Here is a 21478-nt window from a genome sequence, read left to right as displayed (position 1 = left end):
ACGTGGTAAAAATCGAGGCACGTATTTCCCAAATCCAATAGCTCGCGCAAAGCGGGCAAAGCCAAGGGGTCAACCATGAACGCACCAGTCACGATACCGGCACGGCCGGCGTCGCCTGCGCCAGCCAGTCCTAGTCCTTCAGGAACTGCCGCCCCGCAGCGGCCCAATGTGCTGTCCTTGTCGATCAAGGATCAGGCCGGGCTCTACGGCGCCTATATGCCGTTCCTGACGCGTGGTGGAATCTTTGTGCCGTCGAACCGGCCATTCCGGCTCGGCGAGCAGGTATTCCTGGTGCTTTCATTGCTGGACCGGCCACAGAAGTACCAGGTGCAAGGTACCGTGGCATGGATCACCCCGGCCGGCACGCCGATGAAGACGCCCGGCGTGGGCGTGCATCTGCCGGACGATGACAACGGCCGCTCGCTCAAGCGCGCGGTTGAGGAACTGCTGGGCAAGACGATTGAATCCGGGCGGCCCACGCAGACCCTATAACCTAATGAATGACGCGAGGTCTTCCTCGCAAGTCTTTGGATGTATGAGTAATTCTGGTTTTACAGTGCGCCTGGCGACGCGCGATGACCTGGCTGGCATCGTCGACATATACAACAGCACGGTGGCGTCGCGCATGGTGACGGCCGATACCGAACCGGTCTCGGTGGCGTCGCGCGAAGCGTGGTTCGACGCCCATCAGCCCGAGCGCCGTCCGCTCTGGGTATGCGATGCCGCCGATGGCCGCATGGCCGGCTGGGTCAGCTTCTCGGACTTCTATGGCCGCCCGGCGTATGGCGCCACGGCCGAGGTGTCGATCTATCTGCACGAGGATTTCCGTGGCCAGGGTTTGGGCCGCTTCCTGCTGGAAGCAGCGATTGCCCATGCCCCAAAGGTTGGCGTGGATACGCTGCTCGGCTTTATCTTTGGCCATAACGCACCGAGCCTGGCGCTGTTCGAGCGCCATGGGTTTGCGCGCTGGGGCGACCTGCCGCGCGTTGCGGTGCTGGACGGGGTCGAGCGCGACCTCGTGATTCTCGGCCGCCGCCTGGCCTGATCCGTCCGGGGTACGCGATGTTTGTTGATTCCCACTGCCATATCGATTTTCCAGACCTGGCCCAGCGTCTGCCCGAGTTGCTCGAGAACATGCGGGCCAACCAGGTCACGCATGCGTTGTGCATTTCGGTGACGCTGGAAGACTTTCCGCGTGTGCTGGCGCTGGCCGAGCAGCATCCGAACCTGTATGCCTCGGTCGGTGTGCATCCCGACTACGAGGAGGATGCAGAGGAACCTACGCTGGAGCGCCTGGTAAGCCTGTCCGCGCATCCGCGCGTGGTAGGTACCGGTGAAACCGGCCTCGATTATTACCGCCTCAATGGCCGCAGCATCGCCGACATGGAGTGGCAGCGCGAGCGCTTCCGCACCCATATCCGTGCCGCGCGCCAGACCGGGAAGCCGTTGATCATCCATACGCGTTCGTCGGCCGATGACACCTTGCGGCTGATGCGCGAGGAAAACGCCCGCGAAGCCGGGGGCGTGATGCATTGCTTCACCGAGACCTGGGATATCGCCAGGCAGGCGCTGGACGAGGGTTTCCATATTTCGTTCTCGGGCATCGTCACGTTCAAAAGCGCTGCCGACCTGCAGGAAACCGCACGTAAGGTGCCGCTGGACCGGATGCTGATCGAAACCGATTCGCCGTACCTGGCCCCGGTGCCGTATCGTGGCAAGACCAATGAGCCGGCCTGGGTGCGCCATGTGGGCGAGTTCATCGCCAAGCTGCGCGGGGTGCCGGTGGAAACAGTTGCGGAACAGACGACGGATAATTTCTTTCGTCTTTTCAAGCACATAGATAGGAATTCTCATGCTTGAGATGAAGATTCGACGGCTGGCATCGACCATTGTTCTGGTCGGTTGCACGGCCATGGCGGGCTGTGCGCTGGTGCACGCGGCGCCCGCAGACGATATGCGCAAGGCGGTGGAATTCGACGACGGCAACACCGTGCAAAAACTGCTGGCGCGCGGTGTGGACCCGAACCTGGTGGATAACCGCGGCAATCCGATGCTGGTGGTGGCGCTGCGCGAAAAGTCGACCAAGGCGGCCACGGCACTGATCAAGGCCAAGAACATCGACTTCGAGAAGACCAATCCGGCCGGCGAGAACGCCGTGATGATGGCTGCGCTGCAGGGTCAGCTCGACATGCTCAAGCTGATGGTCGACGGTGAAGAAGCCGAGGTGAACAAGAAGGGCTGGGCGCCGTTGCACTATGCGGCCACGAATGGCCACAACGACGTGGTCAAGTACCTGGTGGACCATGCCGCGTATATCGACGCGGAGAGCCCCAACGGCACCACACCGCTGATGATGGCCGCGCGCGGCGGCCATATCGAGACCGTCAAGCTGCTGCTCGACGAAGGCGCCGACCTGCGCCTGAAGAACCAGCAAGGCATGACCGTGATCGATTTTGCCGAGCAGTACAACCAGAAGGAAATTGCCGACGGCCTGAAGTCGCGCTGGCAAAAACTCTACGGCAACGTGCCGGCGCCGGCGCCCAAGCCCAAGCCTTATACACCGCCCAACGGCCAGCCACAGCCGCAAGCCCACTAGGCTGACGGCTGAAGCCGGCTGCTACGGAAACTCGCGCTCGGAGATCGGTACCGAGCGCGACGTGCCGCCCGGCACCGCATAGAGCTTGAACAGGTTACGGTTGGCGCTGGTGCCGCCAGCCTCGCGGATTTCCGCCAGTTCAAAGCGCTCCGAACGGTAGATCTCTCCTGTATCGAGGCTTTGGTAGCGCAAGTCATAGCTGCCGGGCGCGATGTTTTCCATCGTGAAGGTCGATTCACCGCGCACGAAGCTGGTGCGCACGGGCAGTGGCGTGTTGCCGTCGATGGCCACGAGCTTCAATAGCACATCCGACCGACTTCCCGAATTGTCGACCGTCAGCGTCGATAGCCCGCTACCGGCAAGCACCGGATAGCCAGGCAGATAGCCCGAAGTGTCGGGCCACGGCAGCCCGCGCGGTGTCAACGACGGGCGCACATATCTGGTATCGCGTACCACGCTAGCCGTGCTGGGCGTCACGGATCTTGCCAACACCTGCACGGCGCTGGCTGGTGCGGGCCTGGCAATGGCACGTTCGGCGGAGGCTTCGCTGACTGCCGACCAGTCTCCCAGCATGATCACGATGACGGCGCCAATCGCCGCATACAACGCGAACGATCCATACTTTGGCAGCGGGGTGGCCGGGCCATGGTTGACCGGACGCTCGGCGCGCTCGCGGCGGGGGCGGCGTGGCCGCGGTGGAGGTTCGGATGCAGGCTCGGCTTCCCGGGTGCCGGCACGCGGGCCGGGCTTGGCCGCCTGGCGTGGTGGCGGCTGCCGATGCGCGGTCTGGGGATGGCCCTGGGCTTGTGCCGCTGCCGCGCGTTGCGCTTGCGCACGCCGCTGCTTCCGTTCGGCATCGATTTTTTCCTGCGCCGTGATCCACTGATCGTGCTCCGCGCGCCGTTCCGGATCGCGCAGCACGTCATAGGCCGCGTTCAGCAGCCGCATGATGCGATTGGCTTCCTCGCTGTCGGCGTGGCGATCAGGATGGTATTTCTGGCTCAGGGACTTGTACGCGGCCCGGATGACTTCGGGCGGTGCGTCGCGTGAAACCTTGAGGTTGTCGTAGTGGGTATGCATCAAGCGGAATGGACGCAATAGCGGTAGTCGACCACAAATAACGGCAAGCCTCCGCCATTTTCAAGTCCGCATGCGCGTGCCCTGGGGCGGCGACGCAAGTTTTGCGCGATCGGCAGTGCCAGTCTGCGGCTTGCCGAACAAAGCAGACAATTGTGGTGCCGCTGCGTCAGAGCGCCCTGGCCAGGCGCGTCAGGCCAGCCTCGATCTGATCCACGCCGATGCCGCCATAGCCGAACAGGATGCCGGGCCGGACCCGCTGGGTGCCGAACATGCCCGAGATGCCATACAGGCCCACCGAGGCCCGCGCGGCGCTTTCTATCACGGCGGCCTCGTCCACGCCGTCCGCCAGCACTGCCACCAGATGGATGCCGGCTGCCGATGGTAGTGGCTTGAACCAGCGCGACAGTTCGCGATCGAGACCATCCAGCAACATCGCGCGCCTGGCCGCGTATTCCTTGTGCATGCGGCGCAGGTGCTTGGCGAAGTACCCGTCGAGCATGAACTTGGCCAGCGCAGTCTGGGTCATCGTGCAACTGTGCCAGTCACCGACCTGCTTGGCCTTGCGCAACGCCGCGGCCAGTGGCGCGGGCGGAATCACATAGCCGATGCGCAGTTCAGGAAAAATGGTCTTGGAGAAGGTGCCCACGTAGGCCACCACGCCCGCGTTGTCGAGACCCTTGAGCGATTCCATGGGCCGGCCTTCGAAGCGGAACTCGCCGTCGTAATCGTCCTCGATCACCAGCGCGCCATGCTGCCGCGCCCAGTCGAGCAAGGCGAGACGCCGCTCCAGTGCCATCGGCATGCCCAATGGAAACTGATGCGATGGCGTGACATAGACCAGCCGCGCATCGGCGGGCAGGGCGTCGACCACCAGGCCATCGGCGTCGACAGGCACATGCACCACGCGCGCGCCGAGCGCCGCAAAGATGGCGCGTGCCGGCGGATAGCCAGGGTCTTCCATGGCCACCACATCGCCGGGCCGCAGTACCACGCGTGCCAGCAGGTCGATGGCCTGCTGCGCGCCCTGGGTGATGACGACTTCGCGCCAGCTACCGACCACGGCACGGCTGAAGGCAAGGTAGCGTGACACGGCCATGCGCAGTTCCTGTTCGCCGGCCGGATCGCGATAGCTGCCGCGGCCGCGCGCCTGCACGCGTAGCGCATGATTGATGCAGCGGCGCCATTGGTCGAACGGAAACAGTTGCTTGTCGGTGACACCACCCACGAAGTCGTATTCGGGAGGTGCCTCGGAGCGCGTGAACGGCAGGGCTTCGGGCAGTGTGTCCCAGACCGTGTCCGTGGCCTGCAAGACCGGGCTACGTGTTGCTGCCGGGGTCAGCCGGGTCATCTCAGCCGCCACGAAGGTGCCGTCTCCAGTACGGGTACGCAGATAGCCTTCGGCGATCAGCCGTTCAAACACATCGAGCGTGGTCTTACGCGACACGCCGAGCTGGCTGGCCAGTTCGCGCGTGGAGGGCAGGCGTTCGCCCGGCGCCAGGCGGCCGTCGACCACGCCGGCGCGCAACTGCCGATAGATCTGGCCGGCCAGCCCCTGGCGGCCGTGAAGGGTCAAGTGCACGTTCATGGAGTTTGGCAACAGGCGTGGTCTGGGCCACGGTTCGAGGCTGCGCTGGCTACCTGTACGGCCAGTGGATTGGCTGCATATTATGAACCGGTGACGCGGCCTGCCAGTTGCACCTAAGGATGATTGCCGCGATTCTATTTAAAAGGTATTTGTAATGCAAGATTTTGGGTGGTTACCCGAAAAATGAAAAAAATGGCTATGTGCCATGAGCCGGCTTCAGTCGTAATCTCCGCTCGAAACGCCCCTTTGTGCGGCGCCATATCCGAGTTGTTCCGCCCCCGATGTCCGCCTCGCATGCGAGCCTGCCATGAACACCGTAGCCATACTGTTGTCGGCCTTCCTGCTTTCCGTGATTGCGCTTGCGGCGTTTATCTGGAGCATGCAGAAGGGCCTGTTCGATACCTCGCCAGCCGCCGCGCGCGTGATCTTCGACGATGGGGAGACCGGCCATCCGGAAGATCCAGCGTCAAGTACTGGTGACCACGATATCGGCGCAGCGTCGCGCGAGGCGGCCGACCAGTCTTCAGCGCCGGTGGTCTTCCTGTTCATCTGTTGCGCGATGGTGTGGCTGCTGGTGGCTTCGGCCGCCGGCCTGACCGCATCGGTCAAGCTGCACGAGCCCGATCTGCTGGCATCGGTGCCGTGGCTGTCGTTCGGGCGCATCCGTACCATCCATCTCAATGCCGTGGCTTACGGATGGGCGCCGATGGCGGGGCTCGGCATCGCCATGTTCCTGTTGCCACGGCTACTCAAGACCGAACTGGTCGGGGCGCGCTGGGCCGTGCTGGGCGCCGCGCTGTGGAACGCGGGGCTGATTGCCGGCATCGGCAGTATCGGCGCCGGGATTTCCGATGGGCTCGAATGGCTCGAGATTCCATGGCAGGTCGATATCCTGCTCGTGATTGGCGGTGCCTTCGTGGGCATTCCGCTAGTGCTGACACTGGTGAACCGCAAGGTCGATCACCTGTACGTGTCGGTTTGGTACATGGGGTGTGCGCTGTTCTGGTTCCCGGTGCTTTTCCTGGTCGCCAATTTCCCGGGACTGCATTTCGGCGTGGAGCAGGCCACCATGAACTGGTGGTTCGGCCATAACGTGCTGGGCCTGTTCTATACGCCGCTGGCGCTGGCATCGATCTACTATTTCCTGCCGAAGATCATCGGCCAGCCCGTGAAGTCCTACGGTTTGTCGCTGCTGGGGTTCTGGGCACTGGCGTTCTTCTACGGGCAGGTTGGCGGCCACCACCTTGTGGGCGGTCCGGTGCCGGGCTGGCTGATCACGCTGTCGATCGTGCAGAGCATGATGATGCTGATTCCGGTGATTGCGTTTTCGATCAACCAGCACCAGACGCTGCGCGGCAATTTCCGGCGGCTGATCGATTCGCCGACGCTGCGCTTCGTGACCTTCGGCGGCATGATGTACACGCTCAGTTCGATCCAGGGATCGTTCGAGGCGCTACGCGCGGTGAACCGCGTGGCGCACTTCACGCACTACACCGTGGCGCATGCCCATCTGGGCCTGTACGCGTTCGTCAGCTTCGCATTCTTCGGCGCGATCTACTTCATCGTGCCGCGTGTCACGGGGCGCGAATGGCCGTACCGCTGGCTGATCTATTGCCACTTCTGGCTGGCGGTACTGGGCATCGGCATCTATTTCATCAGCCTGACCATCGGCGGCTGGCTGCAGGGGCTGGCCATGCTCGATGCCGCGCGCCCGTTCATGGATTCGGTGCTGCTGACCGTGCCATACCTGAAGGCGCGCTCGCTGGGCGGGCTGTTGATGCTGACCAGTCATCTGTGTTTCGTGGCCAATTTTGTCTGCGCGATCTTCGGCATGGGCCCGAATCGTGATCGGCCGGCGCTGTTCCACCAGGGCCGCAAGCCTGCACAGGGAGTCTGACCGTGAATAACGAAAGCGTCCTGTTGGCAGGCGGCATGACGATGCTGGCGCTGGCCACCAGCGCACTGGTGGTGCTCCCGTATCTGCAACTGCACGACGTGAAGCCGACCGAGGGCCTGAAGCCCTATACCGCAGCCCAGTTGCGCGGCCGCGAAGTCTATATCGCCAATGGCTGCATCTACTGTCATTCGCAGCAGCCGCGCGACAGCAGCTTCGCGCCCGATGCCAAGCGCGGGTGGGGTCGGGCTGCCGTGGCCAGCGACTACTACTACGACAAGCCGCACCTGCTGGGCACCATGCGCACGGGCCCCGACCTGATGAATATCGGCGTGCGCCAGCCCAGCGCCGACTGGCACCTGGGTCACCTGTACCAGCCGCGTGCCTACGTTGGCGGCAGCATCATGCCGAGCTATCCGTACCTGTTCGACGTCAAGGACGCGCCCGAGACCGGCGAGAAGGCCGTGCCGCTGCCACCCGGCTATGCGCCCATCGGCAAGGTCGTGGTGCCCACCGCCGCCGCGCTGGACCTGGTGGCCTATCTGCAATCACTGAACCGCACCGGTGCCGTGCTGCCGCCGCCAGAGGTTCCGGAGACCCGCACGCCATGACCGATCAACAGGAAAAACGACAGGCCGATGCGGCGCGTGCCCGCGAGCTGGAAGACCCGCACGAGAACCGCATGCCGATTCCACGCTACGTGCTGGCGCTGGTGGCCGTGCTGGTGGCATGGGGCGCCTGGTATATCGTGACGGCGCCGATCGACCAACCGCCCAGTCTCGGGGACCAGCGCACGACCGCCGACCTGCAGGGCAAGCCGAAGGCCGCCGGTGGTGGCGCCGCCGTGGATGGCGCGGCAATCTTCCAGGGCCGTTGCGTGGCTTGCCATCAGGCCAACGGGCAGGGTCTGCCCGGCGTGTTCCCGCCGCTGGCGCAATCGGAATGGGTCAATGGCAAGGATGCCAAGGCAGCGCAGATCGTGTTGCGCGGCGTGACCGGCAAGCTGACGGTCAAGGGTACGGCGTACAACGGTGCCATGCCCGCGTTTGCCGATCAGTTGAACGATGCCGAGGTTGCGGCTGTGCTGACCTATGTGCGCAGCCAGTGGGGCAATGCCGCGCCGCCCGTGACCGCGGAGACCGTTGCGGCGGCGCGCGCCGACACCGCGGCCATGAAGGTGCCGTTCGATGGCGATGCCGCACTGGGCGCGCCGGGCGGCTAGGCCGGCTCCGTGGCTGGTGTTATGTGCCGCACTGGTGTGCGGCGCGGCAGCCATCCATTACCTCACATACGGGCTGCGTGCGTGGACGCTGGACCAGCGGCGCGAGGCGCGTATCGCCAGCCATGCGTTGATGCTGCCTGCCATCGATCTGCTCAACCAGCATGGACAACGGTTGCGCCTGTTCGCGGATTCGGCGCAAGGATCCGTGCCAGCGGTTTACATCGTCGATTTCATCTATACGCGGTGTCCGTCCGTGTGCCGGGCGCTGGGCGCCGAGTTCGCCCAACTGGCGCGGCAACTGGCCGCCGACGGCATGTCAGGCCGTATCGGCCTGGTGTCGCTGTCGTTCGATCCGCGCGATACCGTTGCCGATCTGCTGGGCTATGCGCAAACCTATCGCGCCCGCACGCCCGACTGGCAGGTGGTTGCCGCAGGGTCCGCTGAAGCCATGGCCGCGCTGTTGCGCCAGGCCGATGTGATTGCGATTCCAGACGGGCAGGGCGGCTTCGAACACAACGGCGGGCTCCATGTCGTTGACGCGCATGGCCGCGTGCTGGCCGTCTACGCGCTGGAAGATTTTCACGCTGCCTATGCATTCGCGCTGGCCCATACGCGCGGGAGCCGGCCATGATGCGCCGTCGTACATGCCTGACTGCGTGTCTGGCCCAGGTCGTGTGCCTGTTGCCGGCGTTGCCACCGCTGCGTAGCCGGTTCGAGGCGTCGATGGCTTTGCTGATGCTGGGCCTGCTGCCATGCCTGTTCGCGGCTGGCTGCCTGGCGCCGTTGCTGTTGCCGGAGCGTCGCCGTGCCCGCCTGATCGTTCGGCTGCGACCCCATGCACTGACCCTGCTGGTGGTGGCATCGGTCGGCTATGGCATCTGGATGCTGCCGATTGCAATCGATCTGTCGCGCCTGTCAGCGGGGCTCGGATTGGTCCGCGACCTGTCCGTGTGGGTGGCAGGCATGGCCGCTGTAGTCGCCATGCGTGTGGCGCCATGGCCACTGGTGTTGTTTTTTGGCGGCAACATGGTCTGGATGGGCCTGACTTTTGGCATGCTGTTCGTCGACGCGCAAATGCGGCTCTGCGCGAATTACCTGCTTGGTGACCAGCGCATTGCGGGTGCTGGCCTGGCGGCATACGCAATCGCGCTCGGTACCTGGCTGCTGGTCTGGGCGACGCGGCAGGCAGAGGGAGCGAAAACGGCTTCCAGTCAAAAAATACTAAAGAAATCCGGTCGGCTGCCGATAAAGGCGGCCAAAGATAAGAATCAGAGCAAGGGGCCTGACAAGAGCCCCGCTTGAACGGGAAACGCGAAGGCCGCTTCGCGCCCATTGATAGGGGCTAGTGCATGCTGAGAAGAATCAAGGCAGAACAACTGCAGGTAGGCATGTTCGTGGCCAGACTGGGTGGGCCGTGGATCAACCACCCGTTCTGGCGCTCGCGCTTTCTGGTTACCAGCGACGAGCAGGTAGAGCAGATCCAGTCCGCCAGTGTGCAGGATGTCTGGATCGACATCCTCAAGGGGCGCAATCTTCCGACGCCGGCCACGCCGGAAATGATGGAGGCCGATGTCAGCAACGACCCGGAATCCAGCTTCGAGGAAGAACTCGAACGCGCGCGCGAACTGATCAAGACCGGGCGCGCGCTGATCGGCAACCTGTTCAACGACGTGCGCATGGGTCGCGCGCTGGAAGCCAATGGCGCGCTGCTGCTGGTGGATTCGGCGTCCACGTCGCTGTCGCGCCATTCGCAGGCACTGCTGGCCATGGCCCGGCTCAAGGCCAAGGACGACTACACCTACCTGCATTCCTTCTCGGTCTGCGCCCTGATGATCGCGGTGGGCCGCAACCTGAAGCTGCCGGATGGCGAAGTGCGTGAACTTGGCGTGGCCGGACTGGTGCATGACATCGGCAAGCTGACCTTGCCGGAATCGCTGCTGATGAAGGCGGGCGACCTGACGCCACGCGAGGAAGAGCAGATGCGCCGCCACCCGTCGGCGGGCTACCGGATCCTGAACGAGGCCAGGCTCTATACGAACATCCCGCTCGATGTGTGCGTGCATCACCACGAGCGCGTGGACGGGCGCGGCTATCCGTTCGGCCTGGTCGAGCACGAGATCAGCATCCACGCCAAGATCGCGGCAATCTGCGATACCTACGATTCGCTCACCTCGCCGCGTCCGAATCATCAGGCGTGGTCGCCGGCGCGCGCCATGGAATACATCGCCGTGCGCGTGGACACGCTGTTCGACCGGCGCGTGTTCAAGGCCTTTACGCGTACGGTTGGCATCTATCCGCTGGGTACCGTGCTGCGCTTGCGCTCGGGCCGCCTGGCGGTGGTCTGCGGCCAGAACCAGGACGAAGCGTTGCGCCCGCGCGTGATGACGTTCTATTCGGTGGCCGAGTCGAAGCCCTTGGCGCCCGAAGTGCTGGACCTGACCCAGAGCGAAGACACCGTGATTGCGTTCGAGGAAGCCAGGCATTGGGGCTTTACCGACGAGCAACTGATGGCGATGTACGCGCCGCACGCGCAATAGGGCGGCTTGCCGGTTCGGCGCACTGAGATTATTCCGAATTTTGTAGCAAATGCACGTGAAGGGTGGCAGTCCGGCGCATGGCTAGTAGACTTGTGGCCTGTCCGGACCGAACGAAGCTTTACCCGTCATGACATTCGACGCCCTGCTGGACCTGTTCCAGCAACGCATTCCAGCCCATCCGTGGGCGCAGATCTCGTTGTACGTACTCGCGCTGGTGCTGATCGCGGCCTTGGCGCAATGGCTGATCGCCCGCGTGGTGGGGCGGGTCGTCTATCGCGTCCTGAGCCTGTCGGGCAATCGCGAGTGGGCGGCGGCGCTGATGCGCCACCGTACCTACCGCAGGCTCGGCTACGCGGTATTCCTGGCCGTGATCACGGTCGGCATCAGCCAGGTGCCGGATCTGGGCAAGTTCTCGACATTGATCGAGCGGCTGGCCCATGCCGGAACGTGGGTCAGCGTGTTCCTGATGCTGTCCGGCGTGCTCGGCGCGTGGCAGACCGTGTTCGCCAACAGCCGGCGCGCGCAGACGCGCTCGATCAAGGGCTATGTACAGATTGCCCAGTTGGCCTTGTGGCTGGTCTGCGGTGTACTGGTGCTGTCGATCCTGATCGACCGTTCGCCGTTGTGGATGCTGTCCGGCATCGGTGCAATATCTGCGGTGTTGCTGCTGGTGTTCAAGGACACGCTGCTGTCGCTGGTAGCCAGCACGCAGCTGACGTCGAACGACATGCTGCGCATCGGCGACTGGATCGAGATGCCGCAGTCCAATGCCGACGGCTTCGTGATGGATATCGCGCTGCATACCGTCAAGGTCAAGAACTGGGACAACACCGTAACCACGGTGCCGACCTACAAGCTGTTCTCGGAAAGCTATCGCAACTACCGGCACATGTTCGAGTCGGGCGCACGCCGCATCAAGCGCACGCTGCGCATCGATGCCACGACCGTACGCTTTCTCAGCGATGATGAAATCACGTCGCTGATGCGCTTCCGCTTGCTGCACGATTACCTGGAGGTCAAGCAGCAGGAGGTGGAGCAATCCAACCGTGCGCTGCTGGGCGAGAACACCGATCCGGTCAACCGCCGCCGGCTAACCAACCTGGGCACATTCCGCGCCTATGGCATCGCGTTCCTGCGCGCGCATCCCGATATCCATCATGACCTGCTGCTGAACCTGCGCATGATGGAACCCGATTCGCAAGGTATCCCGATCGAGGTCTACTGCTTCAGCACGCGTACGGGCTGGACGGACTACGAACGTATCCAGGGCGATATCTTCGACCACCTGTTGGCGATCCTGCCGGAACTGGGATTGCGGCTATACCAGGCGCCTTCCGGCGCCGATCTGAGCGGCCTGCGCGAGCATTCGCAGTATGGTGCCCATGCGGCGCTGGCGGCAGCGGCGACGGATCCGGGCGCGCGTGATCCGATGGTGGCGCATACAGATAGAGCAGACCGGATCGCTTGATTATGGCGATTTGTGGGTTTGCTCCCCTCTCCCGCGTGCGGGAGAGGGGAGCAGACCGTCGGTGAAAATTTGGCGATAGCCGTCGCTATGCGCTCCCCTCGCCCACGAAGTGGGAGAGGGGTGGGGGAGAGGGCATGGCGCTTCAAATAGCGACTTGTCTCAGCTTGAGCCGCTGACCCTCACCCCCGGCCCCTCGCCCGCGCGCGGGCTGAGGGGGCAAACTGTCAGCAGAATCTTCAGGCCTTGCGCGGCTTGACCTTGCTTGCGGCTTCCTTGGCGCGGTCGCGTGCGGTGTCGACATCCGCGGCATAGGCCAGTGCCACGCCCATGCGACGCTTGGTGAACGATTCGGGTTTGCCGAACAGGCGCAACTCGGTCTGCGGTACGCGCATTGCTTCATCGACGCCATCGAACACAATGCCTTCGGCATCGACGCCGCCGTAGATCACGGCGCTGGCACCCGGAGCGCGCAGCGTGGTGTCGACCGGCAAGCCCAGAATGGCGCGGGCATGCAGTTCGAACTCGTTCTGCCATTGCGAGATCATGGTCACCATGCCAGTGTCGTGCGGACGCGGGCTGACTTCGCTGAACCAGACCTGCTCGCCCTTGACGAACAGTTCCACGCCGAACAGGCCCTGGCCGCCAAGGTCGGCGGTCACGGCGTGCGCAATATGCTGGGCGGTCTGTAGCGCCTTGGCGTGCATCGGGTGCGGCTGCCAGCTTTCCACATAGTCGCCGCTGACCTGAACATGGCCGATCGGTTCGCAGAAATGCGTTTCCACTTCGCCGTTGGCGCCCAGTGCGCGTACAGTCAGCAGCGTGATCTCGTAGTCGAAATCGATAAAGCCTTCCACGATCACGCGGCCATGGCTGACGCGGCCACCGGCCATTGCGTAGTCCCATGCTGCCTTGACGCCTTCCGGGCCGTCGATCTTGCTCTGGCCCTTGCCCGAGCTGCTCATCACGGGCTTGACCACGCAGGGATAGCCGATGCCGCCATCGATGGCGGCCTGCAGTTCTTCGAGCGAATCGCAGAACTTGTACGGGCTGGTGGGCAGGCTCAGCGTCTCGGCGGCCAGACGGCGGATGCCTTCGCGGTCCATGGTCAGGCGGGCGGCGCGCGCGGTAGGAATGACGCGGACCACGCCAGCAGCTTCCAGTGCTTCAAGCGTCGGGGTGGCAATGGCTTCGATCTCGGGCACCACCAGGTCGGGGCGCTCGGCTTCGATCAGCGCCTTGAGCTGGTCGCCGTCGCTCATCGTGATCGTGCGCGCATGGTGGGCTACCTGCTGGCCCGGTGCGTTCTCGTAGCGATCCACGGCAATGGTTTCCACGCCAAGCCGCTGCAGCGCGATCAACACTTCCTTGCCAAGCTCGCCGGAGCCCAGCAGCATGACTTTGGTGGCGGACGGGGAGAGGGGGGTTCCAAGGGTGGTCATGGCGGGCGGCTCGCGGCAGGAAGAAAAGACGCGATTGTAGCAAGCCACCCCGGGTTTTTTCCCACTCCCGCGTGCGGGAGTGGGGCGCCAGGCGGCGCGATCAATACCGGATCAATACGCGATCTTCGCGCTCAGGCTGATGGCGCGCGGGTCGGCCGGCTGGATGTAGTTTTCATACTGGAAGCCCCAGTAGCGCTTGTTGGTCAGGTTGGTCAGCGCCGCACGCAGCGTGAGTTCCTTGCCAGCCACACGCGTGTTGTACGTGGCACCGAGGTTGAATACCGTGTAGCCGCCCAGCGTCAGGTCGCCCGCGGCACGTGCCTTGGTGGTGCCCGTGTACTTGCCGTCGACCCCAAGCTTCAGGCCCGGCACGAATGGTACGCGGTAGGCCACGCGGCTGGTCAGGATGAAGTTCGGCGCGCCCGCCACGCGGTTGCCGATATTGTCCTGGCCCTTGCTGTAGTAGCTGTCCAGGTACATTGCGCTGCCACCCACTTCCCATTGCGAACCGATGCGCGTCGAACCGGCAACTTCCAGGCCCTGGTAGATCGACTGGCCGTCCTGTACGAACGTGGGCAGGGCGCTGGTGCCGTTGAACTGGCTGAACTCGCTGCGGCGTTCGATGCGGAACAGGGCAGCCGTGGCGTTCCACAGGCCCTGGTCGGTCTTCACGCCCACTTCATACTGGCGGCTCTTGGCCGGCGTCAGCCCCTGGCCCGCGTTCGCATACGAAGTACTGACAATGCCACCACCATCGAACGATTCCACGTAGCTGGCATAGAACGTCGTGCTGGCCAGCGGCTTGTACATGATCGCCGCCGTGGGCGTCAGCAGGCCGTTCTTGGTGAAGTTCGTGTCGCCCACGCCGGTACCCGTGAAGCTGTTCTGCTCGTAATTGGTTACGCGCAGGCCGGCCAGTACCGACCATTGATTGGTCAGGTGAATCGTGTCGCTGACGAAGGCGGCTTTCTGGGTGGTATCGCCGGCGCGGTACTTGTTGAAGCCAACCTGGCTCCAGTAGACGCCCGTATACGGCGCAAAGATATTGCCGTTGGCCAGTTGCGTGTACACGAAGTTGTTGCTGTAGCGGTCGATCTGCTTCTGCCAGCTCAGGCCCGCCACCAGTTCATGACGGAATGGGCCAGTGCGGAACTTGCCCTCGACCTGCGTGGTCCAGTTGCTGAATTGCTGGCTTTCGGCACCGTCGTAGCGGAAATCGGTGTAGTCGCCCGCCGAGTTGTACAGGTTCAGCGTGGTTTCGTTCCGGCTGCGCGACTGCTTGCTGAAGCTGTAGGTCGTGCTGAGGGTCCAGTCCGGGTTGAGGTTGTAGCGCAGACCGGTCTGGTACACCTGCAGGTTCGAGTAGAAGTGTGCGTCCGGACCCGCCTGCAGGCCGCCGCGGCCATTGATCACGCCCGGGATCTGGCCGTTGGTGGGGATACCGCCGATATAGAACGACGGCGTCGCGCCAAAGGTATTGCGATCCTGGTAGATGCCGTCAAAGGTCCAGGTCAGGTCGCGCGTGATGCGGGCATCGAGGCCCAGCGATACCGAATTGCGGTTCAGTCCAACGGCATTGGACGGCTTGCCTTCCTCGTGCGTCACGTTCAGGCGGTAGCCGAACATGTTGTCCGGGCCCGCGCGGCCACCCAGGTCGACGTGCTCGGTCCACACATGCGACGAACGGTAGCCCAGTTCCACGCTGGCCGTGAACTGGTCGGTCGGCTTCTTGGTGACGTAGTTCACCGTGCCGCCAGGATTGCCGAAGCCGTACATGAAGCCCGACGCGCCCTTGAGCAGTTCAACCTGTTCGAGTTGCTCGTACGGCAGGGTCAGCCCGTAGCTGATGAACGGCATGCCGTTGATCTTGTACGCGTTGCGCCAGTCCAGCTGCAGGCCCCGCACCGTGGTGTACGACGCCCACGCGTTATTCCCGTTGCTGTTGTCCGAGACCGAGGCGTCGTTGAAGAAGATGTCGCCGACCTTGGTCACCTGGCGGTCAGCCAGGTCTTCACCGGTAACCACCGTGGTGGAGAACGGAGTGTCGAGCTGCGAGCGGCTACCCAGCGCGCCGCCCGAAGCTTTCTTCTGGAGCTGCGGGCCGATGTCGACTTCCTGCTTTGCACTGACGGTCACCGACGGCAGTGCCTGATCGGCCGGTGCCGTGGGTGCCGTTTGTGCCAGCACGGTTCCGCAGAGCGGAAATCCGGCCAGTACCGCAATGCGGGCGAAAGCGGCAAGGGGGCGGATGCGCGAAGGGGCGTGCTCCCGGCGATAGGCCGGAGTCTGGCAGGACATCATGATGCGTTGGCTCGTAATAAGAATGTAAACACAAATGCGAACGACTCGCATTAGCTTTAAGGGCGAATAATCCCAGCGCGCCGTTACGGCGTCAAGCCATGTCCCGGCCGGGCAGTGACTACTGTGGTATTTCGATCAAGCGGGGAGTTGACTGCTCAAGTGAGGGCGTGGTGTGCCTCAGCGGCTCAGCGCAAGCCAAGCAGACTTTCGAGGTGATGGACCACCGTTACCAGCCGTGGCCCGACAAACTTCTGCATGTCCGGAAATGTGCCGGCACGCGCGCGCACTCCGCTGTTGAGCACGAACCATTGCGAATCCACTGGCCTGCACAGTGGAACCGCAAATGCAAAGACGTCGTGGCGCCATTCCGCACGGTTGGAGCAGAAGCCAAGCTGTTCCAGATCCTGGCGCGCCTGCGTCAGTCCCGCTTCGGCACGGCGCACCGCGTCGGGGTCTTCAAGGCGTAACCGGTTCAGCACCGGGTCGCGCAATTCGGCCGGCACCCGGCATAGCCAGGCTTTGCCAATGGCCGTGGTCAGCATCGGCAATGCCGCGCCAATGTCGGGTGGTACGACGAGGTTGTCGGTAGATCGCGCCGTTTCGACGTAGATCATCTGGGTGCGATCGCGAATGCCCAATGACACGGCACCATCGACTTCATCGGCCAGCGCCTTCATCAACGGCCGTGCCACCTGGCGGATCTGCATGCTGGCCAGCAGCGGATACCCCGGCGCCAGCACCGGTGCGCCCAGCCGATACTTGCCCAGTTCAACCTCGTGCCGCAGGTAGCCGAGCACAGTTAGCGTGTGCGTAAGCCGCGCGACCGTGGATTTCGACAATCCGGTTCGCTGCACGAAATCCTTGTTGCCGAGCAGTACTTCTCCGGGTCGGTAGGCCAGCAGGATGTCGAGTCCGTTGGCCAGCGTATTGGCGAACTGGCGGTCCCTGGCTTCGTCGGTGTTGCCTGCTGTCATGGGATTCCTTCCAGTCAGGAGGTCAGCAGTGATTCGACTTCGGCAACCAGCGCCAGCAGGGCCGGGCCCATCTCGTGCTCGAGTTTGCGTGGTGTCATGCGCGCGGCGGGGACGCCGCAATTGAACACCAGGATCTCGCCGTCGATCGGTTGGCGCATGGGTACCGCAACCGCATGCACATCGCGCAGCCAGTCACCGGGCGAGCGTGTGAAGCCCAGCGTGGCCAGATCGTTGACCGCGGCGGGAATGGCATCGGCATGGCGCCGCCAGTCGTCGGGTTCGGCCAGGTGCAACGCGTCGAGTACCGTCGCACGCAGTTCGGCCGGGGCCTGCGCAAGCCAGGCGCGGCCCATCGCCGAGGCCAGCATGGGCAGCGCCGCGCCAATATCGGGGCGGAACGCAATGGCGTCGTGGCCCCGGCTGGTTTCCACGTAGACCATGCGTAGACGGTCACGCAGCCCCAGCGATACGGAACCGCCCATGCGGTCGGCCAGCGCCTTCATCAGCGGGCGGGCCACCTGGCGCACGCGCAGGCTGGCCAGTAGCGGATAGCCCAGCGACAGCGCGGTGGAACCGAGCCGATAGCGGCGCAGCCGCGTGTCATACAGCAGCAGGCCGCGTGCCGCCAGGGTGTAGGTCAGCCGGCTGATGGTGGCCTTTGACAGCCCCGTTCGCTCGGCCAGTTCCTTGTTGCTCAATACCGTCTCGCCCACTCGAAAGCACTGCAGCAACGACAGGCCATGGGCCAGCGTCGTGGCGAAAGCGGGATCGGGGTGGTGTCGGGTCGATCTGGGCATGGGCATCGCACGCATCTTACCGAAGCAGTGTGGCGCCTGGCGGCTCGATGTTCAAGATAGCGAAACAACAGTATTGGCATATCGAAGCCGGGCGTAGTCTCGCGCTCATCATCCAGAACAGAAATTGGAGCGAGACACGATGATCCGAGACCCCGAGGTGTTCCAGCCATTCCTGCACTCGCTGCAGCGTTTTGTCCGGGAAAAGCTGGTGCCGCGCGAGGCGGAGGTGGCCAGCCGCGACGAGGTGCCGCAAGACCTGGTCGACGCGATGGCCGCGCAAGGCATGTTCGGCTATTCGATTCCCGAGGAATTTGGCGGCGCGGGCATGACCACCGAGGAACTGGTGCTGGCGGCCATCGAATTGTCGCAATGCTCGGTGGCTTTCCGGGCGCGAGTCGGTACCAACACGGGCATCGGTTCCGAGGCCCTGGTCGCCGATGGCACACCGGAGCAGAAGGCGCGCTACCTGCCGCTGCTGGCCAGCGGCGAAGTGACCGGATCGTTTGCACTGACCGAGCCCGATGCCGGTTCCGACGCCACGGCCCTGCAAACCACGGCGCGCCGCGATGGCGACCACTACATCCTGAACGGCACCAAGTGTTTCATCACCAATGCGCCCATCGCGGGGCTGTTCACGGTCATGGCGCGCACCGATCCTGACAAGCCGGGCGCGAGCGGTATCTCGGCGTTGCTGGTGCCGCGCGATACGCCGGGGCTCAGCACCGGCCAGCCGTACCAGAAGATGGGGCAGGCCGGATCGCCGGTGTCGGAAGTACATTTCGATAACTGCCGCGTGCCGGTGGCCAACCTGATCGGCGGCGAAGAGGGTCAGGGCTTCCGTACCGCAATGAAGGTACTGAACAAACAACGCATCCACCTGGCCGCGCTCTGCACGGGACCAGCGATTCGCATGCTCGACGACGCCGTGCGCTTTGTTACCGAACGCAAGCAGTTCGGCCAGCCGCTGGCGGACTTCCAACTGGTGCAGGCGATGATCGCCGATTGCCAGACCGAGATCCACGCGGCCCGCGCACTGATCCTGGAAACCGCGCGCAAGCGCGACGATGGCCAGGACGTCACCATGGAAGCGTCGATCTGCAAATACTTCGCCTCGGAAATGTGCGGCCGCGTGGCTGACAAATGCGTGCAGTTGTTTGGCGGCTACGGCTACATCGCCGACTACGGTATCGAGCGGTTCTATCGCGATGTGCGTTTGTTCCGCCTCTATGAAGGCACCAGCCAGATTCACCAGATCAACATCGCGAAGCGCACCTTCGCACGGGGCGGCAGTCGCTGAGCCCGGCCCCCACATATAGGCACATAGACGGAGACCCTCATGTTCAAGCCCATCCTGATCGCGGCCGGCCTGTTGTGCGGCATGGCGCTGACTTCCACGCACGCCGCCGAAGCCGAAGCCAGATACCCAAGCAAGGTGATTCGCCTGGTGGTGCCGTTTGCGCCGGGCGGGTCCACCGATATCGTGGCGCGGCTGATTTCAGAACCACTGCGCGAGGAACTGGGCCAGACGATCATCGTCGACAACCGTCCGGGCGCGGGCGGCAATATCGGCGGCGATATCGTCGCCAAGGCAGCCCCTGACGGCTATACGCTGCTGATGGCCGCCGCAGGCCAGGCCGTGATCAATCCGAGCCTGTACGCGAAGATGAGCTATGACCCGGCCCGCGACCTGGCAGCCGTGACGATGATCGCGCGTGACCACAACCTGATGGCGGTCAACGCGTCGCTGCCGGTCAAGAATGTGAAGGAGTTCATCGCTTACGCCAAGGCGCATCCGAACAATGTCACGTTCGGCTCGCCCGGCAATGGCAGCCCGGCGCAACTGGCCGGAGAACTGCTGAACCGGACGGCTGGGCTCAAGATGCAGCATGTACCCTACAAAGGCAGCGGCCCGGCCGTGGCCGACCTGATAGCCGGCCATATCACGCTGATGATCGACAATATGCCGGCGCTTTGGCCGCATGTGCAATCGGGCAAGCTGCGTGCGCTGGCCGTGACCAGCGAGAAGCGCGCCTCCGGTGCACCCGAGGTGCCGACCGCCGAAGAGGCCGGGCTCAAGGGCTATGTGGTGACGGCATGGAAGGGCCTGATGGTGCCGGCCAACACGCCGCGCCCGATCATCGACAAGCTCAACCACGCCGTGGTGAAGGTGCTGGCGCGGCCGGAGATCCGCAAGCGCCTGATCGAACAGGGCGCCGAGCCGGTCGGCAACACACCGGAACAGTTCACGCAGCAGATCCGCTCGGATACCGCATGGTGGGCCGCGCTGGTCAAATCCACCGGCACCACGCTCGACTGACCGGAGCTATGCTCATGCAACGCAATCTCAGCAATGCCGGTGGCCCGCTGTCCGGCATCCGTATCCTTGACATGGCGACCGTGATTGCCGCCCCATTCTCGAGCACGCTGTGCGCGGACATGGGAGCGGAGGTGGTCAAGCTCGAACTGCCCGATGGCAGCGACCCGCTACGCGGCCTGGCGCCGGTGAAGGGCGACCTTGCGCTGTACTGGAAGGTCACCAATCGCGGCAAGCGTGGCATCACGCTCGATGTGCGCAAGCCGGCGGGCCGTGAACTGTTCCTGCGCATGCTGCCCGATTTCGACGTGCTCGTGGAAAACTTCCGCACTGGCACACTCGATCGCTGGGGGCTGGACCTCGCCACGCTGCAGCGTGCCAATCCACGGCTTACGGTGCTGCGGCTGACTGGCTTTGGCCAGACCGGCCCTTATGCGCGGCGTGCCGGGTTTGCGCGCATTTTCGAAGCCATGAGCGGATTCACGAACCTCAGCGGCGAAACCGATGGCGCGCCGCTCCATATGAACTACCCGATGGGCGATATGGTGGCAGGCCTGTTCGGTGCGTTTGCGATTGCCAGTGCCATGGCCGAGCGGCGCTTGCCCGGCAACGATGCACTGCCGGGCCAGGAGATCGACCTGTCGGCCACCGAGGCGCTGTTTCGCATGCTGGAGCCACTGGCTGTGGAGTATGAACAGTTGGGGCAGGTACGCCAGCGCGCCGGCAATCGCGCGACGTATACGGCGCCATCGAACATGTACGCGACCGCGGACGGAGAATGGGTGTCGCTGGTGGCATCGTCAGGCGCGATCTTCACGCGGCTATGTCGCGCGCTTGGCCAGCCCGAGATTGCGGACGATCCACGCTTCGCGACCAACCCGGCCCGTGTGCGCCATCTCGATGCGCTCGACAGCGTGATCGCCGACTGGTTTGCGGCGCACCCTTACGCCGAGATTGCCCGTACGCTCGATGCGCACGAGATCCCGTTCAGCAAGATTTTTTCGATTGCCGACATCGTCGACGATCCCCATTTCCAGGCGCGCCAGGCCATCGTGCGCCTGCCCGACCCCGACCTTGGCTCGATCCCTGCGCCATGCGTGGTGCCCCGGTTCTCGCGGCATGCGGCAGTGCCGATGCGCAGCGGACCCGGGGTAGGGGAGCACAATGCGGAGGTTTATGGCGCGTTGGGGCTGACGGCGGAGGATGTTGAGGGTTTGCGGAGGGATGGAGTGGTGTAGCGTTGACCGAGGCGATACCCGTCGTTATGCGCT

General features: G+C 63.9%; 20 protein-coding genes. 14 read left to right on the top strand and 6 right to left on the bottom strand.

Annotation, left to right across the window (positions count from 1 at the left end):
• The first annotated feature begins 75 nt into the window (after positions 1 to 75).
• Genes ACO550_RS24715 through ACO550_RS24700 form a run of 4 tightly spaced genes read left to right on the top strand, consistent with a single transcriptional unit; the run spans position 76 to position 2596 of the window.
• Complete coding sequence (locus ACO550_RS24715; protein WP_315597064.1) at positions 76 to 492, top strand: PilZ domain-containing protein; 417 nt, start codon at positions 76 to 78, stop codon at positions 490 to 492.
• 43 nt (positions 493 to 535) lie between these two features.
• The gene (locus tag ACO550_RS24710; protein WP_315597065.1) at positions 536 to 1045 is read left to right on the top strand and encodes a GNAT family N-acetyltransferase; all 510 of its coding nucleotides are present in this window, start codon (positions 536 to 538) and stop codon (positions 1043 to 1045) included.
• A gap of 17 nt (positions 1046 to 1062) precedes the next feature.
• Positions 1063 to 1860 carry a YchF/TatD family DNA exonuclease gene (locus ACO550_RS24705; protein WP_315597066.1) on the top strand — a complete coding sequence of 266 codons (798 nt, stop codon included), beginning with the start codon at positions 1063 to 1065 and terminating at the stop codon, positions 1858 to 1860.
• A complete protein-coding gene (locus tag ACO550_RS24700; protein WP_315597067.1) occupies positions 1853 to 2596 on the top strand; it encodes an ankyrin repeat domain-containing protein in 744 nt (247 codons plus the stop codon). The genes ACO550_RS24705 and ACO550_RS24700 overlap by 8 nt, the downstream gene beginning before the upstream one ends.
• A 21-nt stretch (positions 2597 to 2617) precedes the next feature.
• Here the strand turns inward: ACO550_RS24700 and ACO550_RS24695 are convergent, their stop codons facing one another.
• Positions 2618 to 3676 carry a J domain-containing protein gene (locus tag ACO550_RS24695; protein ID WP_315597068.1) on the bottom strand — a complete coding sequence of 353 codons (1059 nt, stop codon included), beginning with the start codon at positions 3674 to 3676 and terminating at the stop codon, positions 2618 to 2620.
• A 166-nt stretch (positions 3677 to 3842) separates the two neighbouring features.
• Positions 3843 to 5261 carry a MocR-like pyridoxine biosynthesis transcription factor PdxR gene (gene pdxR, locus ACO550_RS24690; protein WP_315597069.1) on the bottom strand — a complete coding sequence of 473 codons (1419 nt, stop codon included), beginning with the start codon at positions 5259 to 5261 and terminating at the stop codon, positions 3843 to 3845.
• Positions 5262 to 5568: 307 nt separating this feature from the next.
• On the opposite strand from pdxR, the gene ACO550_RS24685 reads away from it, so the two are divergent.
• The 7 genes from ACO550_RS24685 to ACO550_RS24655 all read left to right on the top strand — a co-directional run bounded on the left by ACO550_RS24685 (position 5569) and on the right by ACO550_RS24655 (position 12382).
• Positions 5569 to 7158 carry a cbb3-type cytochrome c oxidase subunit I gene (locus ACO550_RS24685; RefSeq protein WP_315597070.1) on the top strand — a complete coding sequence of 530 codons (1590 nt, stop codon included), beginning with the start codon at positions 5569 to 5571 and terminating at the stop codon, positions 7156 to 7158.
• A gap of 2 nt (positions 7159 to 7160) precedes the next feature.
• A complete protein-coding gene (locus ACO550_RS24680) occupies positions 7161 to 7766 on the top strand; it encodes a cbb3-type cytochrome c oxidase subunit II (protein WP_315597071.1) in 606 nt (201 codons plus the stop codon).
• Positions 7763 to 8377: a c-type cytochrome gene (locus ACO550_RS24675; protein ID WP_315597072.1), complete on the top strand. Its 615-nt coding sequence runs from the start codon at positions 7763 to 7765 to the stop codon at positions 8375 to 8377. The genes ACO550_RS24680 and ACO550_RS24675 overlap by 4 nt, the downstream gene beginning before the upstream one ends.
• A complete protein-coding gene (locus tag ACO550_RS24670) occupies positions 8343 to 9008 on the top strand; it encodes an SCO family protein (protein ID WP_315597073.1) in 666 nt (221 codons plus the stop codon). Before ACO550_RS24675 ends, ACO550_RS24670 begins: the two co-directional genes overlap by 35 nt.
• Complete coding sequence (locus tag ACO550_RS24665; protein WP_315597074.1) at positions 9005 to 9679, top strand: hypothetical protein; 675 nt, start codon at positions 9005 to 9007, stop codon at positions 9677 to 9679. The genes ACO550_RS24670 and ACO550_RS24665 overlap by 4 nt, the downstream gene beginning before the upstream one ends.
• 47 nt (positions 9680 to 9726) lie before the next feature.
• A complete protein-coding gene (locus tag ACO550_RS24660; protein WP_315597075.1) occupies positions 9727 to 10914 on the top strand; it encodes a DUF3391 domain-containing protein in 1188 nt (395 codons plus the stop codon).
• Positions 10915 to 11041: 127 nt separating this feature from the next.
• A complete protein-coding gene (locus ACO550_RS24655) occupies positions 11042 to 12382 on the top strand; it encodes a mechanosensitive ion channel domain-containing protein (protein ID WP_315597076.1) in 1341 nt (446 codons plus the stop codon).
• Between the two features lie 236 nt (positions 12383 to 12618).
• Here ACO550_RS24655 and purT read toward each other — a convergent pair whose 3' ends face one another.
• The 4 genes from purT to ACO550_RS24635 all read right to left on the bottom strand — a co-directional run bounded on the left by purT (position 12619) and on the right by ACO550_RS24635 (position 17893).
• Positions 12619 to 13821: a formate-dependent phosphoribosylglycinamide formyltransferase gene (gene purT, locus ACO550_RS24650; protein WP_315597077.1), complete on the bottom strand. Its 1203-nt coding sequence runs from the start codon at positions 13819 to 13821 to the stop codon at positions 12619 to 12621.
• Positions 13822 to 13932: 111 nt separating this feature from the next.
• Positions 13933 to 16119, bottom strand: a complete 2187-nt coding sequence (locus ACO550_RS24645) for a TonB-dependent siderophore receptor (RefSeq protein WP_485994992.1) — start codon at positions 16117 to 16119, stop codon at positions 13933 to 13935.
• A gap of 188 nt (positions 16120 to 16307) precedes the next feature.
• Complete coding sequence (locus ACO550_RS24640) at positions 16308 to 17096, bottom strand: IclR family transcriptional regulator domain-containing protein (RefSeq protein ID WP_315597079.1); 789 nt, start codon at positions 17094 to 17096, stop codon at positions 16308 to 16310.
• Positions 17097 to 17110: 14 nt separating this feature from the next.
• On the bottom strand, positions 17111 to 17893 hold the full coding sequence (locus ACO550_RS24635; protein ID WP_315597080.1) for an IclR family transcriptional regulator domain-containing protein: 783 nt from the start codon (positions 17891 to 17893) through the stop codon (positions 17111 to 17113).
• Between the two features lie 139 nt (positions 17894 to 18032).
• On the opposite strand from ACO550_RS24635, the gene ACO550_RS24630 reads away from it, so the two are divergent.
• From ACO550_RS24630 to ACO550_RS24620, 3 genes are read left to right on the top strand one after another with little or no spacing between them, the layout of a single operon-like run.
• Entirely contained in the window at positions 18033 to 19190 is a 1158-nt protein-coding gene (locus ACO550_RS24630; protein ID WP_315597081.1) for an acyl-CoA dehydrogenase family protein, read from the top strand.
• 39 nt (positions 19191 to 19229) lie between these two features.
• Positions 19230 to 20210 (top strand): tripartite tricarboxylate transporter substrate binding protein, encoded by a 981-nt coding sequence (locus ACO550_RS24625; protein WP_315597082.1) that lies wholly within the window; start codon positions 19230 to 19232, stop codon positions 20208 to 20210.
• Between the two features lie 14 nt (positions 20211 to 20224).
• On the top strand, positions 20225 to 21445 hold the full coding sequence (locus tag ACO550_RS24620; RefSeq protein ID WP_315597083.1) for a CoA transferase: 1221 nt from the start codon (positions 20225 to 20227) through the stop codon (positions 21443 to 21445).
• Positions 21446 to 21478: the final 33 nt, after the last annotated feature.

The sequence above is a fragment of the Cupriavidus sp. genome (genome assembly GCF_057315035.1).
This window is presented reverse-complemented; position numbering and strand designations above follow the sequence as displayed.

What these genes read in the sequence shown, in the direction of transcription:
- ACO550_RS24715 (WP_315597064.1), top strand. Translation starts at nt 76, where the DNA reads ATGAACGCACCAGTCACGATACCGGCACGGCCGGCGTCGCCTGCGCCA.
- ACO550_RS24710 (WP_315597065.1), top strand. Translation starts at nt 536, where the DNA reads ATGAGTAATTCTGGTTTTACAGTGCGCCTGGCGACGCGCGATGACCTG.
- ACO550_RS24705 (WP_315597066.1), top strand. Translation starts at nt 1,063, where the DNA reads ATGTTTGTTGATTCCCACTGCCATATCGATTTTCCAGACCTGGCCCAG.
- ACO550_RS24700 (WP_315597067.1), top strand. Translation starts at nt 1,853, where the DNA reads ATGCTTGAGATGAAGATTCGACGGCTGGCATCGACCATTGTTCTGGTC.
- ACO550_RS24695 (WP_315597068.1), bottom strand. Translation starts at nt 3,676, where the DNA reads ATGCATACCCACTACGACAACCTCAAGGTTTCACGCGACGCACCGCCC.
- pdxR (WP_315597069.1), bottom strand. Translation starts at nt 5,261, where the DNA reads ATGAACGTGCACTTGACCCTTCACGGCCGCCAGGGGCTGGCCGGCCAG.
- ACO550_RS24685 (WP_315597070.1), top strand. Translation starts at nt 5,569, where the DNA reads ATGAACACCGTAGCCATACTGTTGTCGGCCTTCCTGCTTTCCGTGATT.
- ACO550_RS24675 (WP_315597072.1), top strand. Translation starts at nt 7,763, where the DNA reads ATGACCGATCAACAGGAAAAACGACAGGCCGATGCGGCGCGTGCCCGC.
- ACO550_RS24670 (WP_315597073.1), top strand. Translation starts at nt 8,343, where the DNA reads ATGGCGATGCCGCACTGGGCGCGCCGGGCGGCTAGGCCGGCTCCGTGG.
- ACO550_RS24665 (WP_315597074.1), top strand. Translation starts at nt 9,005, where the DNA reads ATGATGCGCCGTCGTACATGCCTGACTGCGTGTCTGGCCCAGGTCGTG.
- ACO550_RS24660 (WP_315597075.1), top strand. Translation starts at nt 9,727, where the DNA reads ATGCTGAGAAGAATCAAGGCAGAACAACTGCAGGTAGGCATGTTCGTG.
- ACO550_RS24655 (WP_315597076.1), top strand. Translation starts at nt 11,042, where the DNA reads ATGACATTCGACGCCCTGCTGGACCTGTTCCAGCAACGCATTCCAGCC.
- purT (WP_315597077.1), bottom strand. Translation starts at nt 13,821, where the DNA reads ATGACCACCCTTGGAACCCCCCTCTCCCCGTCCGCCACCAAAGTCATG.
- ACO550_RS24645 (WP_485994992.1), bottom strand. Translation starts at nt 16,119, where the DNA reads ATGTCCTGCCAGACTCCGGCCTATCGCCGGGAGCACGCCCCTTCGCGC.
- ACO550_RS24640 (WP_315597079.1), bottom strand. Translation starts at nt 17,096, where the DNA reads ATGACAGCAGGCAACACCGACGAAGCCAGGGACCGCCAGTTCGCCAAT.
- ACO550_RS24635 (WP_315597080.1), bottom strand. Translation starts at nt 17,893, where the DNA reads ATGCCCAGATCGACCCGACACCACCCCGATCCCGCTTTCGCCACGACG.
- ACO550_RS24630 (WP_315597081.1), top strand. Translation starts at nt 18,033, where the DNA reads ATGATCCGAGACCCCGAGGTGTTCCAGCCATTCCTGCACTCGCTGCAG.
- ACO550_RS24625 (WP_315597082.1), top strand. Translation starts at nt 19,230, where the DNA reads ATGTTCAAGCCCATCCTGATCGCGGCCGGCCTGTTGTGCGGCATGGCG.
- ACO550_RS24620 (WP_315597083.1), top strand. Translation starts at nt 20,225, where the DNA reads ATGCAACGCAATCTCAGCAATGCCGGTGGCCCGCTGTCCGGCATCCGT.